The organism is Haemophilus sp. CCUG 60358, from assembly GCF_001679485.1.
In the GTDB taxonomy this organism is placed as follows: domain Bacteria; phylum Pseudomonadota; class Gammaproteobacteria; order Enterobacterales; family Pasteurellaceae; genus Haemophilus_D.
The window spans coordinates 32,311-49,873 of the sequence record NZ_LZOZ01000014.1 but is presented as its reverse complement, the minus strand read 5'-3'; the positions used below and the strand labels follow the sequence as shown (position 1 = coordinate 49,873).

The 17,563-nt window shown below is 41.1% G+C and carries 15 protein-coding genes; 8 read left to right on the top strand and 7 right to left on the bottom strand.

Going from position 1 to position 17,563, the window contains the following annotated elements:
• Window positions 1-58: 58 nt before the first annotated feature.
• Complete coding sequence (asd, locus tag A9500_RS05160) at window positions 59-928, top strand: archaetidylserine decarboxylase (protein WP_065244141.1); 870 nt, start codon at window positions 59-61, stop codon at window positions 926-928.
• A gap of 21 nt (window positions 929-949) precedes the next feature.
• Entirely contained in the window at window positions 950-1,582 is a 633-nt protein-coding gene (locus A9500_RS05155) for an FKBP-type peptidyl-prolyl cis-trans isomerase (RefSeq protein WP_049363266.1), read from the top strand.
• Between the two features lie 35 nt (window positions 1,583-1,617).
• On the opposite strand, the gene A9500_RS05150 is transcribed toward A9500_RS05155, so the two are convergent.
• Window positions 1,618-1,998, bottom strand: coding sequence for a hypothetical protein (locus A9500_RS05150; protein ID WP_065244140.1), 381 nt, complete (start codon window positions 1,996-1,998; stop codon window positions 1,618-1,620).
• 111 nt (window positions 1,999-2,109) lie between these two features.
• Window positions 2,110-3,219: a glutamate 5-kinase gene (proB, locus tag A9500_RS05145; RefSeq protein WP_065244139.1), complete on the bottom strand. Its 1,110-nt coding sequence runs from the start codon at window positions 3,217-3,219 to the stop codon at window positions 2,110-2,112.
• Window positions 3,220-3,360: 141 nt separating this feature from the next.
• Between proB and folA the strand changes: the two genes are divergently transcribed.
• A complete protein-coding gene (gene folA / locus A9500_RS05140) occupies window positions 3,361-3,861 on the top strand; it encodes a type 3 dihydrofolate reductase (protein ID WP_083180330.1) in 501 nt (166 codons plus the stop codon).
• Window positions 3,862-3,938: 77 nt separating this feature from the next.
• Here folA and pfkA read toward each other — a convergent pair whose 3' ends face one another.
• The 4 genes from pfkA to dprA form a co-directional block, all read right to left on the bottom strand.
• Window positions 3,939-4,904 carry a 6-phosphofructokinase gene (gene pfkA, locus A9500_RS05135; protein WP_049363272.1) on the bottom strand — a complete coding sequence of 322 codons (966 nt, stop codon included), beginning with the start codon at window positions 4,902-4,904 and terminating at the stop codon, window positions 3,939-3,941.
• A gap of 112 nt (window positions 4,905-5,016) precedes the next feature.
• Window positions 5,017-5,607, bottom strand: a complete 591-nt coding sequence (locus A9500_RS05130) for a hypothetical protein (protein WP_065244137.1) — start codon at window positions 5,605-5,607, stop codon at window positions 5,017-5,019.
• A complete protein-coding gene (yaaA, locus tag A9500_RS05125; protein WP_065244136.1) occupies window positions 5,600-6,376 on the bottom strand; it encodes a peroxide stress protein YaaA in 777 nt (258 codons plus the stop codon). The genes A9500_RS05130 and yaaA overlap by 8 nt, the downstream gene beginning before the upstream one ends.
• A gap of 63 nt (window positions 6,377-6,439) precedes the next feature.
• Window positions 6,440-7,555 (bottom strand): DNA-processing protein DprA, encoded by a 1,116-nt coding sequence (gene dprA, locus A9500_RS05120; RefSeq protein WP_065244135.1) that lies wholly within the window; start codon window positions 7,553-7,555, stop codon window positions 6,440-6,442.
• A 523-nt stretch (window positions 7,556-8,078) separates the two neighbouring features.
• Between dprA and leuA the strand changes: the two genes are divergently transcribed.
• The 4 genes from leuA to leuD all read left to right on the top strand — a co-directional run bounded on the left by leuA (window position 8,079) and on the right by leuD (window position 12,972).
• Window positions 8,079-9,626, top strand: a complete 1,548-nt coding sequence (leuA, locus tag A9500_RS05115; protein WP_065244134.1) for a 2-isopropylmalate synthase — start codon at window positions 8,079-8,081, stop codon at window positions 9,624-9,626.
• A gap of 168 nt (window positions 9,627-9,794) precedes the next feature.
• Complete coding sequence (leuB, locus tag A9500_RS05110; RefSeq protein ID WP_065244133.1) at window positions 9,795-10,871, top strand: 3-isopropylmalate dehydrogenase; 1,077 nt, start codon at window positions 9,795-9,797, stop codon at window positions 10,869-10,871.
• Window positions 10,872-10,949: 78 nt separating this feature from the next.
• Window positions 10,950-12,359 (top strand): 3-isopropylmalate dehydratase large subunit, encoded by a 1,410-nt coding sequence (gene leuC, locus A9500_RS05105; protein WP_049373131.1) that lies wholly within the window; start codon window positions 10,950-10,952, stop codon window positions 12,357-12,359.
• A 10-nt stretch (window positions 12,360-12,369) separates the two neighbouring features.
• The gene (gene leuD / locus A9500_RS05100; protein WP_005696826.1) at window positions 12,370-12,972 is read left to right on the top strand and encodes a 3-isopropylmalate dehydratase small subunit; all 603 of its coding nucleotides are present in this window, start codon (window positions 12,370-12,372) and stop codon (window positions 12,970-12,972) included.
• An 86-nt stretch (window positions 12,973-13,058) separates the two neighbouring features.
• Here leuD and A9500_RS05095 read toward each other — a convergent pair whose 3' ends face one another.
• A complete protein-coding gene (locus A9500_RS05095; protein ID WP_065244132.1) occupies window positions 13,059-13,691 on the bottom strand; it encodes a hypothetical protein in 633 nt (210 codons plus the stop codon).
• A 172-nt stretch (window positions 13,692-13,863) separates the two neighbouring features.
• On the opposite strand from A9500_RS05095, the gene metH reads away from it, so the two are divergent.
• Window positions 13,864-17,553: a methionine synthase gene (metH, locus tag A9500_RS05090; RefSeq protein WP_065244131.1), complete on the top strand. Its 3,690-nt coding sequence runs from the start codon at window positions 13,864-13,866 to the stop codon at window positions 17,551-17,553.
• Window positions 17,554-17,563 lie beyond the last annotated feature (10 nt).

Genomic DNA, 17,563 nt, shown 5'->3' with positions numbered 1-17,563 from the left:
GCGCAAGTGAAATAAGTTGTTATAATCGCCCAACTTTTTAATCTTATCGGAGAAATCAATGGACCCAATTTCTTATTGGCAACGCCTAAAAGTTGCATTTCAATATGTGATGCCACAAATCTATATGACACAAGCAGCAGGTTGGTTAGCTAAACAAAAATGGGGCGCACTGACACATTTTGTGATTAAAGCGTTTGCAAAAAAATACAACATTGATATGAGCATTGCTGAAAAAGAAAAATTCAGTGATTACGCTAGTTTTAATGAATTCTTTATCCGTCCATTAAAAGAAAATGCACGACCAATTAACCAAAATCCAACCGCACTTTGTTGCCCTGCGGATGGTCGTGTAAGTGAATGTGGACACATTGAAGATGACCGCCTATTACAAGCAAAAGGTCACTTCTTCAGCTTAAATGATTTATTAGCGGAAAATAAAGATTTAACCGAGACCTTTAAAAATGGGGAATTCGTCACCACTTATTTATCACCACGTGATTATCACCGTGTGCATATGCCATGTGATGGTACTCTTCGCAAAATGATTTACGTACCGGGTGATTTATTCTCCGTCAATCCGTTTTTAGCGAAACATGTGCCGAACCTCTTTGCGCGTAATGAGCGTGTAATTTGTGTCTTTGATACTGAATTCGGTACCATGGTACAAATCTTAGTGGGCGCAACAATCACTGCGAGTATCGGTACTGTTTGGGCTGGCGTTATTAATCCGCCACGTCATAACGAAGTGAAAGTCTGGACTTATGAAGGTGAAAATGCGGTTAAATTAAGCAAGGGTCAAGAAATGGGTTGGTTCCAACTTGGTTCTACCGTGATTAACTTATTCCAAGCCGGCCAAGTGAAAATTGCCGATCATTTAAGTGTTGATGAACCTGTTCGCATAGGTGAAATCTTGGCATTGAAAAAATAGTTTTACAACAAAGGAAAAAACATGACAGCTCAAATTTTTGAACAAGTAAAATTAGAAAGTATTTCTGAAAAAGGCAGCTACGGTATCGGTTTACAAATCGGTCAACAATTAGCAGATAGCCAAATGGATATTTCTGTTGAAGCGGTAGCAAAAGGCATTTTCGATGCCTTAAACCGTAATCAACCAGCATTAGAAATTAATGATTTAATGCATTCCGTTCAAGCGCTTCAAGAACAAGCGGCTGAAGCACAACAAGCGCAATTTAAAGCGATTGAAGAAGAAGGTAAAAAATTCTTAGAAGAAAACGCGAAAAAAGCAGGCGTAAACGTCACTGACAGCGGTTTACAATACGAAATTTTAACCGAAGGTAACGGTAACAAACCATCTGCAACTGATAAAGTACGTGTTCACTACACAGGTACATTACCAGATGGTACCGTATTCGACAGTTCGGTTGCTCGTGGTGCACCAGCTGAATTCCCAGTAAATGGCGTAATTCGTGGTTGGGTTGAAGCATTACAAATGATGCCTGTTGGTTCTAAATGGAAACTCACTATTCCACACGAACTGGCTTACGGTGAACGTGGTGCGGGCGCATCTATCCCACCATTCTCAACCTTAGTGTTTGAAGTTGAATTACTCGATATCCTTTAAAAAGAAAAAGTGCGGTTAATTTTAACCGCACTTTTTTATTCTTCGTCGTCTTCGCTATAACGATCATCATCGTCATAATCATAGGTTAAGAGAGCATCCTCATCATAACCCTCTATATCAATCTGAACGCCATTTGAGCCTGCATCAAAACCATTAAACCATGCGGTTCTCAGCTCTTCAGGTACACGTCGGCCACAAAAGTTAATTCGTTTATTCAATTGAGATTGGCTTTGCGCTTGGAAATCTTTTCCTACACGATAACCATCTAAATACCAGTCATCTTTATCGTGACAAGCCGTCGTATTTAAACGCTTTACGTGTTTGGTCACTGAAATAGGGCTACGATGTTTTACATAATAGCCCTGCGTACAAGCACTTAATAGCCCAACAGCTAAAACGGTCGCTATTAATCTCATGTTGTCTCCTTTTACTACTTAATATCGGGCTATTGCCCTTTTATGGTTTTATAGACCGACAAAATAAAAGGAAGGTTCAGAAAATATAAGAGATCCGATTTCTATTTTAAGCTATAGCACAATCATGTCATCACGATGTAACGCAACTGCACCATATTCATAACCAAGAATTTGTTCAATTTCTTGGGATTTTTTTCCTTTGATTAATTCCAACGCATCGCTGTTATAACGCGGCATACCGAGTGCAATCACTTTACCAGAGATATTCTTAATTTTGACGACTTCACCACGTGAGAAACGCCCTTCCACAGCCGTAATCCCTGCAGGCAACAACGATTTATTCTGTACTAACATGGCATTTTCAGCACCCTCATCAATCGTCAGCATACCCGCTGATGGAGCTGCAAATAACCACTGTTTACGACTTTCGAGACGATCTGAATGATGTGCAATAAATTTAGTGCCAATTGGTTTATCGTAAGCCAAATCCACAATGACATCTGGTCGGCTGCCTGGCGCAATAATGGTCTCAATACCTGAACGCGTTGCCACATCTGCCGCAATAATTTTTGTACTCATCCCGCCAGTACCAAGATTTGTACCGCTACCGCCTGCAATTGAACGAATATGATCGGTAATTTGCTCAACCACTGGAATCAATTTCGCATCTGGATTTTTACGAGGATCACTTTCATATAGGCCTTGTTGATCTGTTAATAAGTAAAGTTGTTCCGCTTGCACTAAAATCGCGACTAGCGCCGATAAGTTATCGTTATCCCCTACTTTAATCTCAGCCGTTGCCACCGCATCATTCTCATTAATCACAGGAATAATATGATTGTCCAACAGCGCATGTAATGTATCCCGCGCATTTAAAAAACGTTCACGGTCTTCAATATCGGCACGAGTTAATAAAATTTGTCCAATGTGAATATCATAAATCGCAAATAATTTTTCCCAGGCTTGAATAAGCTGGCTCTGCCCTACTGCAGCTAAAAGCTGCTTTGACGCAATGGTTGGAGGAAGTTGAGGATGATTTAAATAATGTCGTCCAGCGGCAATCGCACCTGATGTCACAATCACTACACGAAAACCGGCTTGATGAAGTTGGGCGATCTGGCAAACAATATCGACCATATGAGGTGCATTCAATTTTGGGGAACCATGTGTTAATGTGCTAGTACCAAATTTTACGACGATTGTTTTGCGATTTGCCGACATAGTTTATCCTCAGTGAAAAAATAGAAAAGTGCGGTTAAATTAGCACTAAAATTAATAAAAATCACGAAAAATCCAACCTCATATACAGATTTTGTGAATAGCTATGATATAGTGCGAAAAAAGAAAAATAGGATAGAAAATATGATATTAAGTTTGATCGTTGCGACAACAAAAAATAACGTCATCGGAAAAGATAATCAAATGCCTTGGCACTTACCTGCTGATTTAGCCTGGTTTCGTAAAAATACCACAGGCAAACCGGTAATTATGGGTCGTAAAACCTTTGAAAGCATTGGTCGCCCACTACCCAAACGTACCAATATTGTCCTTTCACGCACGCCTTACGAACATGAAGGTGTCATCTGGAAAGAGAATTTTGAAAGTGCGGTCGATTTTGTCAAAGAATTTGATGAAATTATGTTGATTGGCGGCGGCGAGTTATTTAAACAATATTTACCTAAAGCAGATAAACTATATCTCACACAAATTCAAGCAGACATTGACGGCGATACTTTTTTCCCTGAAATTAATTGGGCTGAATGGCACATCGAGTTTGAAGAACATCGTCAAGCAGATGAAGACAATCCCTATGATTGTCGTTTTTTTATTTTGCAGCGTAAGAGAAATACACTAAAAGCTTAATCTAAACAGATAAAAATCGGGCTAAAACAATGATTGCTTTAGCCCGATTTATTTTGTTTTAAATAACCTTTAAAAGATTATTCTAAGCGTTTAGCCATTTCTAACCAATCTGCTTTAAATTCACGGCGCATATTGTTGATTGCATCAATAATATCATGGTGAACTAATTTTTCATTTTGAATACCCACACAGTAGCCACCTTTACCTTGTAGCAATATATCTACCGCATATACGCCCATACGTGAAGCTAAAATACGGTCGAAGGCACAAGGCGAACCACCACGTTGAATATGGCCTAATACAGTTGCACGGGTTTCATGGCCTACGCGAGCTTCAATTTCACGAGCAAGAGAATGCACGTCAGTGATTAACTCAGTAATCGCAATGATGGCGTGGCGTTTTCCACGAATAATACTGCGCTCAATTTGGCGAATTAATTCTTCGCGGTTAAATTCCATTTCAGATGCCACAATATATTCACAACCACCGGCAATACCTGCAGAAATAGTCAAGTCACTACAGTGACGACCCATGATTTCTACGATAGAAATACGTTGGTGAGAACTTGAGGTATCACGTAAACGGTCAATCGCATCAACGGCTGTTTGTAGCGCTGTTTCATAACCGATTGTGTAATCCGTACCCGCCACATCATTATCAATCGTGCCAGGAATACCCACACAAGGGAAACCATGTTCTTCCGTGAGCAATTTCGCCCCCATATAAGAACCGTCACCACCGATAACGACTAAGGCATCAATACCATGTGAACGTAAAATTTCCGCACATTTCTCACGTACGGCAGGATCCTTAAATTCAGGGAAACGAGCAGAACCTAAGAATGTACCACCACGGTTAATAATATCTGATACATTATAACGGTTTAACTGTTTGATTTTATTGTTGTATAAGCCTTGATAACCATCATAAATGCCGAATACATCAAGCCCTTCTGCAAGTGCTGCACGAACAACACCTCGAATAGCAGCATTCATACCAGGAGCATCACCACCACTGGTTAATACAGCAATTTTTTTAATCATATTTACCTACTTTGAATTCTTAAGAACAATTGGTGCTAAGATTACACCATCCATTATTTCTGCTCTAGCAAAATTTTGAAAATTTACTTGGGATTTGATCTAGTTATACATTTTAGTGATTGAAATAACTTTCACATTTCCAAGAAAGATCTGCTTTTTGTAATGTTTTACTTTCTTTTGCGACAAGATACTTTTGTAAATTTTTCACAATTTTTACTTTGCTTAAGCGCTGAAACTTTTTCATTTCCACTTTTTGGGAATATTGGTATTGCACAAACCCACAATGGGAAATATTTTTCCCTTTCGCAATATCCACCTGCCAAGACGGATTTTGTTCTGTCGGTGCATAAATGACATAGCCGTTTAATTCTGTTGCGGGCTTTTTTGGATTCGTTGAATTGGCACGAATTTTGAAATCTTGCACACCCAAATTACGATACACTTTTTCACGTAATGCTACACGTTGCTCAATCGAACGGGTTGCATCACGATCAAGCAATACTTCAATTTGAGACCGCCAATTTTCCAAGGTTTCCGGCTCAGCGATATAAACGTAACGCGCAATCGTATCTAAATCTTGGCTTGCGGTAAGCTTATAGGTTTTACCGTTATACTCAATTTTTTCAGGTGTTTGAAGCTGACTCACTTTTGTCGCACAACCTGAAAGTAAAAGTGCGGTCAATATAACCAGGAATTTATTCATTGATATCTCGCTTAAATACAAATTCTTTTTCAGTTGAGGATGCTGAATCAAACCAATAGCCACCAAGATCAAACTCTTTCAGTTGTTCAACACATTCCAAACGATTTTGAATGATAAAACGACACATTAAACCACGGGCTTTTTTCGCATAAAAGCTGACCACTTTGTATTTACCATTCTTATTATCTAAGAAAACTGGCTTAACAATTTGTGCCTCTAATTGGCTCTCTTTCACTGATTTATAATACTCGTCTGAAGCTAAATTGATCAACACACGATCGCCTTGCTCATCAAGTGCCTGTTGCACGGATTGAGTGATAATGTTACCCCAAAAAGCATAAAGATCTTTTCCTTTTGGATTCGCTAGCTTTGTGCCCATTTCCAAACGGTAAGGTTGCATTAAATCAAGGGGTTTAAGTAAGCCATATAAACCAGAAAGCATACGTAAATGGCGTTGCGCGAATTGCACATCTTCATCAGTTAAGCTATCCGCATCTAAACCGGTATAAACATCACCTTTGAATGCCCAAATGGCTGCGCGTGAATTTTTTTCGTTGTGAGATTTTGTCCATTCTGCAAAGCGAGCGGCATTTAAGCCCGCAAGTTTATCGCTAATAGACATTAAGGAAGAAAGATCTTGGGGAGATAATTGACGACAGATTTCAATCAGTTGCTCACTATAATCCGTCAAGTGCGGTTGAGAAACAGGAAGATTTCTGACCGCACTTTCAAAATCTAAGGTTTTTGCCGGGGAAATAATGGCTAACATAGGTTCTCCTTTCTAAAACTGAACCGTATCTTAGCACAGGATTGCCTCATCGCTCTACCCCGTTTATGCTATCCGCTTATAGAGTCCATTCTCATTGACGATTAAATCTTGTAACTCCAAATCTAATAACTGCACTAAAAGCAAATCCACCGGCAAATTCAATGCTGCAGATAAATCATCAAGACTTATCGGTGTATAAGTAATATATTGATAAAGTTCAGGATGACTCGGCTCCACTGTAGGCATTTTGGCAGTAAGTGGTTGAGCCACCGACTGATTGATTGGCGTATGTACTGGAGGCTGAAAAACAACGCTATGATTGAGGCTATCTAAAATATCTTTGACATTTTCCACCAACATCGCACCTTGCTTAATCAGTTTATGACAGCCCTGACTGTATTCACTTTGAATATTTCCTGGCAACGCAAAAATGTCGCGATTTTGTTCTAAGGCATAACGCGCCGTAATCAATGAACCGCTTTTCTCTGTCGCTTCAATGACCAAAGTCCCCAATGAAAGCCCGCTGATAATGCGATTACGACGAGGAAAGTTTTCAGCAATCGGTGCTTGCGTAGGGATAAATTCAGAAACTAATGCGCCGTTATTCTCGATAATTTGCTCGGCTAATCGGCGATGTTTAGCGGGGTAAATGTGCTCTAATCCGCTACCCAATACGGCAATGGTTTGCCCTTGAATATCCACCACCGCTTGATGACTAAATCCGTCGATACCCAATGCAAGCCCACTCGTGACCGTTAATCCCGCCAAAGAAAGCTCTGTCGCAAAATATTTTGCCCAATATTCCCCATAAGCCGAACAATAACGGCTCCCAACCATGGCAATTTGCTGCGCTGAAAGTGCGATCAAATTGCCTTTCACAAATAATAAAGGCGGAAAGCCACTACTTTGTTTAAGTAAAAAAGGATACTCATCTGAAAAACAATGTATTAAATGATGCCCTTCTTTTTCTGCCCAGCTCAAAGCGGGTTCAATAAATTTCATTTCAGGCTGAAACCAACGACCAATCTGCAAAGCATTCCAACCCATTTGTTGAAATGCCACTTCATCATAATTTAATAAGTCTTCTATACCTACGTGGGCCAGAATTTGTTGAATTCGCACACCGCCCAATTTGGGCACTTGCGACAACCGCAATAAAATCAACGCAAAATCGCTCATTTATTCTCTCCTTTAAAAAGAGAATTATGACGAGATTGGTGTCAAAAAATGAAAATTTTGTCTTAATTCTGCGATTCAGATCGCAAAAAGCGAAAAAATTTTAGAAAAAATCTGCATACCAGAAACAAGGAATAAAACAGAACAAAAATGGCTTCTTAAAAGCCATTTTTAGAGATTAATTTCGAACAATGGTTTATATTTAGAGAAATAAACTTTTAAGATTATGTTGAGATATTCATTTTAGATATAAATCACTGATAAATGATTTGACAGCAAAATTTTTATCCGTAATATGGACAGCGTTTTACAGAATTTTTTACAGGATTATCTTTTTATGTACCAAGCTGTGTCTTTATCTCTCAACCTCCTGCTCTCACATTCTTTGTGCGGCTAAGTTGTGGATAAAAAACACCTTTATGTAAAAAATCTATTATCAACCCGCACTTTTAAGATTGCGGGTTTTTTCGTTTTAAAATCACGGTAAAAATGACCGCACTTTGAGTGATAAAAGAAGGAAAATACTATGACAGATCGCGTTATTATTTTTGATACCACCTTGCGTGATGGCGAACAAGCGTTAAAAGCAAGCTTAACCGTTAAAGAGAAATTACAGATTGCTTTAGCCCTTGAACGTCTAGGCGTGGATGTGATGGAAGTCGGTTTCCCGGTTTCTTCTCAAGGTGATTTTGAATCCGTTCAAACCATTGCACGCCATATCAAAAATAGTCGTGTTGCGGCACTTTCCCGTGCGGTAATTAAAGATATTGATGCTGCAGCTGAAGCCTTAAAAGTGGCAGAAGCGTTTCGTATCCATACATTTATTGCAGTTTCAGCATTACACGTTGAAGCCAAATTAAAACGTACCTTTGACGATGTAGTTGAAATGGCTGTAGCAGCAGTAAAACATGCACGTAACTATACTGACGATGTAGAATTTTCTTGCGAAGATGCAGGCCGTACCGGTATCGACAATATTTGTCGTATTGTTGAAGCGGCAATTAATGCAGGTGCAACAACTGTAAATATTCCTGACACTGTTGGTTTCTGCTTACCTAATCAATTCGGCAATATTATTGCTGAAGTACGTAACCGCGTACCAAATATCGATAAAGCTGTGATTTCCGTACATTGCCACAATGACTTAGGTATGGCAACCGCTAACTCCTTAACTGCTGTACAAAATGGTGCACGCCAAATTGAATGTACCATTAATGGCATTGGCGAACGTGCGGGTAACACTTCACTTGAAGAAGTGGTGATGGCAATGAAAGTGCGTCAAGAATTCATGGGCGTGGATACACGTATCAACACACAAGAAATTCATCGTGTCAGCCAAATGGTGAGCCAACTTTGTAATATGCCAATCCAACCGAATAAAGCAATTGTAGGTTCGAATGCTTTCGCACATTCATCCGGTATTCACCAAGATGGTATGTTAAAAAACCAAAATACCTACGAAATCATGTCACCAGAAACTATTGGCTTGAAGAAAGAGAAATTGAACTTAACCGCACGTTCTGGTCGCGCCGCCGTGAAAGGCCACATGGCAGATATGGGCTACACCGAACAAGATTACGATTTGGATAAATTGTATGAAGCCTTCTTAAAATTAGCAGATAAAAAAGGCCAAGTGTTCGATTATGACTTGGAAGCGTTAGCATTTATCGACATGCAACAAGGTGATGAAGATCGTTTAGTATTAGATAAACTTTCGGCACACTCCACTAAAGAATATCCAGCAACCGCTTTTGTTCAAGTGGAATTGGATGGCAATAAATTAAGCACGTCGTCAATTGGTGGTAACGGCCCAGTCGATGCGGTTTACAATGCGATCTTGAACTTGACCGGCTTAGAGATCAAAATGTCTCACTATAATTTAACCGCGAAAGGCGAAGGTGCCGAAGCGTTAGGTCAGGTGGATATCGTGGTAGAACATGAAGGCCGTAAATTCCACGGTGTTGGTTTGGCTACTGACATTGTTGAATCATCAGCCCTTGCCTTAGTTCACGCGATCAACGCGATTTATCGTTCTCATAAAGTAGCTAATATCAAAGGCAACAAACATCATTAATCTATCGAGTTCCCCTCTTTAGCTAAGAGGGGTTAGGGGAGATTTGGCAGAAGTAACATCAACCTCTGCAGTAAATTTTATATCGTAAAAATCTCCCCCCAGCCCCTCTTTACAAAAGAGGGGAGAAAATTAACCGCACTTTGGTGTGAAAGAAATAGGAAAAATAATATGCAATCATACAACATCGCTGTTCTACCGGGAGACGGTATCGGTCCGGAAGTCATGGCTGAAGCCATTAAAGTATTAAACAAAGTCCAAGAAAAATTCGGTTTTAAACTTAACTTCAATGAATTTTATGTCGGTGGTGCCGCAATTGATAATTGTGCTTGCCCATTACCAGCAGAAACCTTAAAAGGTTGTGATGAGGCTGATGCGATTCTGTTTGGTTCTGTAGGTGGCCCGAAATGGACAAATTTACCACCAGATCAACAACCAGAACGCGGTGCATTATTACCATTGCGTAAACATTTCAAATTATTCTGCAATCTCCGCCCTGCTACCCTTTATAAAGGACTCGAAAAATTCTGTCCATTACGTGCAGATATTGCAGCGAAAGGATTTGATATGGTGGTAGTGCGTGAATTAACCGGCGGGATTTATTTCGGTCAGCCTAAAGGTCGTGAAGGTGAAGGCGCACAAACCAAAGCATTCGATACGGAAGTTTATTACAAATATGAAATCGAACGCATTGCACGTGCGGCTTTTGATGCGGCAATGAAACGTCGTAAACATGTGACTTCTGTGGATAAAGCGAACGTATTACAAGCTTCAATCTTATGGCGTGAAACTGTGACTGAAGTGGCGAAAGATTACCCTGAAGTCACCTTAGATCATATTTATATCGACAATGCGACCATGCAGTTAATCAAAGCGCCTGAATCTTTCGATGTACTCCTCTGCTCTAACATTTTCGGTGATATTATTTCTGATGAAGCGGCGATGATCACAGGCTCTATGGGAATGTTGCCATCTGCTAGCTTAAATGAAGAAGGTTTCGGCTTATATGAGCCTGCTGGCGGTTCTGCACCAGATATCGCAGGCAAAGGCATTGCCAACCCAATCGCACAAATTCTTTCTGCGGCGATGATGTTGCGTTATAGCTTCAATTTAAACGAAGCAGCGGATGCCATTGAAAATGCCGTACAAAAAGTCTTAGCAAGTGGTCACCGTACGGGAGATTTAGCCGATGATTCTGCACCTGTTTCAACTGCAGAAATGGGCACATTAATCGCTAACGCAATCTAATAAAAAACAATTAAAGTGCGGTTTAAAAACACCCTAAAATTTGACCGCACTTGCTACTCTAACGAATTGAGAAAAATTATGGCAAAAACTCTTTACGAAAAATTATTCGATGCCCACGTGGTATACGAAGCTGAAGGCGAAACGCCGATTTTATATATTAACCGTCATTTAATCCATGAAGTGACCAGTCCACAAGCCTTTGACGGTTTACGTGTTGCAGGCCGACAAGTGCGCCAAGTAAGCAAAACTTTCGGTACCATGGATCACAGTATTTCTACTCAAGTACGAGATGTGAACAAACTTGAAGGCCAAGCGAAAATTCAAGTATTGGAACTTGAAAAAAACACAAAAGCGACCGGTATTCAATTGTTCGATATGACCACAAAAGAACAAGGTATCGTGCATGTGATGGGGCCTGAACAAGGCTTAACCTTACCGGGCATGACTATTGTTTGTGGTGACTCCCATACCGCCACTCACGGTGCATTCGGCGCTTTGGCATTTGGTATTGGTACATCTGAAGTAGAACACGTATTAGCCACACAAACTTTAAAACAAGCTCGTGCAAAAAATATGAAAATTGAAGTGCGAGGCAAAGTAGCTCCGGGTATTACCGCAAAAGATATTATTCTTGCTATTATCGGTAAAACCACCATGGCAGGCGGTACTGGCCATGTGGTGGAGTTCTGTGGCGAAGCCATTCGTGATCTTTCTATGGAAGGCCGTATGACCGTTTGTAATATGGCAATTGAAATGGGTGCCAAAGCCGGCTTAATCGCACCGGATGAAACCACTTTCGAATACTTAAAAGGCCGTCCACATGCACCGAAAGGTAAAGATTGGGATGATGCAGTTGCTTATTGGAAAACCTTAAAATCCGATGATGATGCAAAATTTGACACGGTCATCACATTAGAAGCCAAAGACATTGCACCACAGGTGACTTGGGGAACAAACCCAGGCCAAGTAATCGGTATCGATCAGCCAGTGCCAAACCCAGCAGAAATGACCGATCCCGTGACTCGTGCTTCAGCAGAAAAAGCATTGAATTATATTGGCTTAGACGCTAACACTGATTTAAAAGATATCCCTGTAGATCAAGTATTTATCGGTTCTTGTACTAATGCTCGTATCGAAGATTTACGTGCGGCAGCGGCTGTCATGAAAGGTCGTAAAAAAGCCGATAACGTAAAACGTATTTTAGTCGTGCCAGGTTCCGGATTAGTGAAAGAACAAGCAGAAAAAGAAGGCTTGGATAAAATCTTTATCGAAGCGGGTGCTGAATGGCGTAATCCTGGCTGCTCAATGTGCTTAGGGATGAACGATGACCGTTTAGGTGAATGGGAACGCTGTGCTTCTACATCAAACCGTAACTTTGAAGGTCGCCAAGGCCGTAATGGTCGCACTCACTTGGTGAGCCCTGCCATGGCTGCCGCAGCGGGAATGTTCGGTAAATTCGTTGATATTCGTGACGTTACATTAAACTAAGGAGCAGAAAATGGCAGGATTTAAACAACTTTCAGGCTTAGTAGTGCCATTGGATGCGGCAAACGTGGACACGGATGCGATTATTCCAAAACAATTTTTACAAGCCATTACCCGCGTAGGTTTCGGCAAACACTTATTCCACGAATGGCGTTATTTGGATGTAGAAGGCACCAAGCCAAATCCAGATTTCGTATTGAATTATCCGCAATATCAAGGCGCGACCATTTTATTAGCACGTAAAAACCTTGGCTGTGGTTCATCTCGTGAACATGCGCCTTGGGCATTAGCCGATTACGGTTTCAAAGTGATGATCGCACCAAGTTTCGCGGATATTTTCTATAACAACAGCTTGAACAATCACATGTTACCGATTCGTTTAAGTGAAGAAGAAGTAGAAGAAATCTTCCAATGGGTGTGGGCAAATGAAGGCAAACAAATCCATGTAGATTTGGAAGCGATGACCGTCACTGTAGGTGACAAAGTCTATCACTTTGAACTGGATGAATTCCGCCGTCATTGTTTGTTAAACGGCTTGGATAACATCGGTTTGACGTTACAACACGAAGATGCCATCAGTGAATACGAAAAAAATATTCCGGCATTTTTACGTTAATCTGTTTTTTGACTCGGACAGCAAATATTGCTAACCATTCGGCGGACAATTTGTCCGCCTTTCTTTTCTTTAAATTAATTATCTCGTTAATATTTAACCTTTCCTAAAAATTCTTTTTTGACAGGTTTCAAATCTGGAAGGGTAAATATTTCACGATACTTAAGTGTTGGGAAAGTACGAGCATCATCATCAGCAAGTAACATATGCTCTATAATCATTTTATTTCCCTCTTGTTTATATCTATTTATATCCCCTACATGTTGATTGCTATCCTCTACTTTAGCTGGATATAAATCACTTCTATAAGTCAAAAGATGAACTAATTCAAATGCTGGCCCTGCATTCCCCGTGCCGCATGTAACATCCTTAACCATGAAAACAAAAGCATGATAACCGTTATTATCTATTTCAGGTACATACATTACTCGTTTGGCTTTTTCTTTATTAGATAATTTTTCATAATCAGTGTCCCAAAGACAATATTTTGCTTTCATATAACGAGCGGCAGTATTAAATGCTTGTATTTTTCTTTTTTCAATAATCTGTATTTCAGTATCATTATCCTTTATTTCAGGTTCAGCTTCTGAGCTAGGTAACATTTTTACATTTGTATCAGCATTTGATACATCTATAAAATCACTTGCTATAAAATCACTTGCCATAACATCACTTAAAGAAATAAAAATTAAAAAAAACGAAATTAAAAATTTTCTACACATAATGGACCTCAATAAATAAATGGTTATATTCTTTTTAAAAAAATCTGTTGTCAATACTGTAATAAAAATTTATTTATTTTCAAAGATAAAGCATTCGACGTATTGGATTTGACACTTATTCTTCTACCCCCTATCATCTCCCTACTATCTTTAGCTTTACGGAACTTTAATTATGCTGAATAAAAATGCTCAACTCAAACAAGCCCTTGACCAACGCATCCTCATTTTAGATGGTGCGATGGGAACCATGATCCAAAAATACAAACTCACCGAGGCTGATTTTAGAGGCGAGCGTTTTAAAGAAAGTGCGGTTGATTTACGTGGCAATAATGACTTGCTCACTTTAACCCAACCCCTGTTAATTTCTGCTATTCATGAGAAATATTTAGCCGCAGGCGCCGATATTATTGAAACCAATACTTTCAGTTCTACCACCATTGCGCAAGCGGATTATGATTTACAGTCTATTGCCTACGAACTGAATTTTGCAGGCGCAAAACTAGCGCGTTTGGCCGCTGATAAATACAGCACGCCAGAAAAACCTCGCTTTGTCGCCGGTGTATTAGGGCCAACTAACCGCACCGCCTCTATTTCTCCTGATGTAAACGACCCGGGTTTCCGTAATGTGACGTTTATGGAATTGGTCGATGCCTATGCTGAAGCGACCAAAGGCTTAATTGAAGGTGGTGCTGATTTAATCATGATCGAAACCATTTTCGACACGTTAAACGCAAAAGCTGCCATTTTCGCCATTGAAACCGTATTTGAAGAATTAGGTGTGGAATTGCCGATTATGATTTCCGGCACCATTACCGATGCTTCCGGCCGTACCCTTTCTGGGCAAACCACCGAAGCGTTCTACAACTCGCTTCGTCACGCTAAACCGCTCACTTTCGGTTTGAACTGTGCGCTAGGCCCGAAAGAACTTCGCCAGTATGTTGAACAACTATCTAAAATCAGCGAAACCTATGTTTCCGTCCACCCAAATGCAGGCTTACCAAATGCCTTTGGTGGCTATGATCTAGGTGTTGAAGAGATGGCGGCACACCTTAAAGAATGGGCTGAAAGTGGCTTTGTGAACATTGTCGGTGGTTGTTGTGGTACGACGCCAGAGCATATCAAAGCCTTTGCGGATGCTATGCAAGGTATTGCGCCACGTAAATTGCCGGAACTTAAAATTGCGATGCGTTTGTCCGGTTTAGAGCCGCTCAATATTGATGATGAAAGCCTATTCGTAAACGTGGGCGAACGTAATAACGTGACAGGTTCAGCAAAATTCAAACGCTTAATTAAAGAAGACAAATTTGCTGAAGCCATTGAAATTGCTATCGACCAAGTAGAAAACGGCGCGCAAGTCATTGATGTCAATATGGACGAAGCCTTATTAGACGGCAAAAAATGCATGACCCGCTTCCTCAATATTATGGCGACCGAGCCTGATGCCGCTAAAGTGCCAGTCATGATCGACTCATCTAAATGGGAAGTAATTGAGGTAGGTTTGCAGTCGGTACAAGGTAAACCGATTGTGAACTCTATTTCGTTGAAAGAAGGCGAAGAAATCTTTGTCGAACACGCTAAACTGGTGCGTAAATACGGCGCAGCCGTAGTGGTGATGGCATTCGATGAAGTGGGACAAGCCGATACAGAAGATCGCAAAGTAGAAATCTGTACCCGTGCCTATAACATTTTAGTCAATCAACTTGGCTTCCCACCAGAAGATATTATTTTCGACCCGAACATTTTCGCCATTGGTACGGGGATTGAAGAACACAACAACTACGGCGTGGATTTCATCAATGCCACAGGTCGCATTAAACGCGCCCTACCACACGCAAAAATCTCGGGCGGGGTGTCGAATGTCTCCTTCTCATTCCGGGGTAATAACGTGATGCGTGAAGCCATTCACGCCGTCTTCCTCTATCATGCCATCAAGCAAGGCATGGATATGGGGATTGTGAATGCGGGACAGCTCGCAATTTATGACGATCTCGATCCTGAATTGCGTGAAATCGTAGAAGATGCAGTATTAAACCGCAGCCCTGATGCCACCGAAAAACTACTCGATATTGCAGAAAAATATCGAAACCAAGGCAACGATGAAAGTGCGGCTGATTCTGTGGCTGAATGGCGCACTTGGCCGGTTGAAGAACGTTTAAAACACGCACTTGTGAAAGGGATTACGACTTACATTGTGGAAGATACGGAAGAAGCTCGCCAAACATTACCAAGCCCATTAGATGTGATTGAAGGCCCGTTAATGGCGGGTATGGACGTGGTGGGCGATTTGTTCGGTGACGGTAAAATGTTCCTGCCACAAGTGGTGAAATCTGCGCGCGTGATGAAACAATCTGTTGCGTATTTAGAGCCGTTTATTAACGCCACCAAACAAAAAGGTTCAAGCAACGGTAAAGTAGTGATTGCAACCGTAAAAGGCGACGTGCACGATATCGGTAAAAACATCGTAAGCGTAGTAATGCAATGTAATAACTTTGAAGTAATTGACTTAGGCGTCATGGTGCCGGCGGATAAAATCATTCAAACCGCCATTGATGAAAAAGCGGACATCATCGCATTAAGTGGTTTGATTACCCCTTCTTTAGATGAGATGGAATACTTCTTAGGTGAAATGACTCGCTTAGGCTTAAATCTGCCTGTGATGATTGGCGGGGCGACCACCTCTAAAGAACACACGGCAATTAAACTTTATCCAAAATATAAAGAACATGGCGTATTTTATACTTCTAACGCCTCCCGTGCGGTTACGGTGTGTGCGACCTTGATGAACCCTGAAAGCCGTGCGGCATTATGGGAACAGTTCAAGAAAGATTACGAGAAAATTCAGCAATCGTTCTCTAACCGTAAACCACTTCGTAAACAACTGAGCATTGAAGAAGCACGTGCAAACCGCTTTGATGGCTTTAATGGCGAATGGGCAGATTACGTGCCGCCAAAACCAAACCAAACCGGTATTGTGGAATTTAAAAACGTACCGATTGCCACATTACGTAAATTTATCGACTGGTCGCCATTCTTCCGCATTTGGGGCTTGATGGGCGGCTATCCTGATGCCTTTGATTATCCGGAAGGTGGCGAAGAAGCACGCAAAGTGTGGAATGATGCACAAGTGGTTTTAGATGAATTAGAGCAAAACCATAAACTCAACCCAAGCGGTATTTTAGGCATTTTCCCTGCAGAACGTGTGGGCGATGATGTAGTGCTTTTCGCTGATGAATACCGCTCTCAACCAATCGGCACTGCTTATGGCTTACGCCAACAAACGGAACGTGGTAAAAACAGCAAAAGCCCGTTTAACTTTGCCTTAAGCGACTTTATTGCCGATCGCGAAAGCGGCAAAAAAGACTGGTTCGGCATGTTCGCCGTCTGTGCGGGTATTGAAGAAATGGAGCTTGTAGAAGGCTATAAAGCGGCAGGCGACGACTACAACGCGATCTTGCTACAAGCGGTGGGCGACCGCTTAGCCGAAGCTATGGCGGAATACCTGCACTTTGAGCTACGCACCCGTATTTGGGGCTACACGCAAGAAGAATTCGATAATCAAGGTTTAATCAATGAAAACTATGTCGGTATCCGCCCTGCACCGGGTTATCCAAGCTGCCCAGAACACACGGAAAAAGCCTTGATTTGGGATTTATTAGAAGTGGAACAACGCATCGGCATGAAACTTACTGAAAGCTACGCCATGTGGCCGGCAGCTTCCGTCTGCGGCTGGTACTTCACCCACCCGGCAAGTAACTATTTCACACTTGGTCGTATTGATGAAGACCAAGCTCAAGATTATGCCAAACGTAAAGGTTGGGATGAGAGAGAGATGATGAAATGGTTGGGTGTGGCGATGAAGTAAATATTTAAGG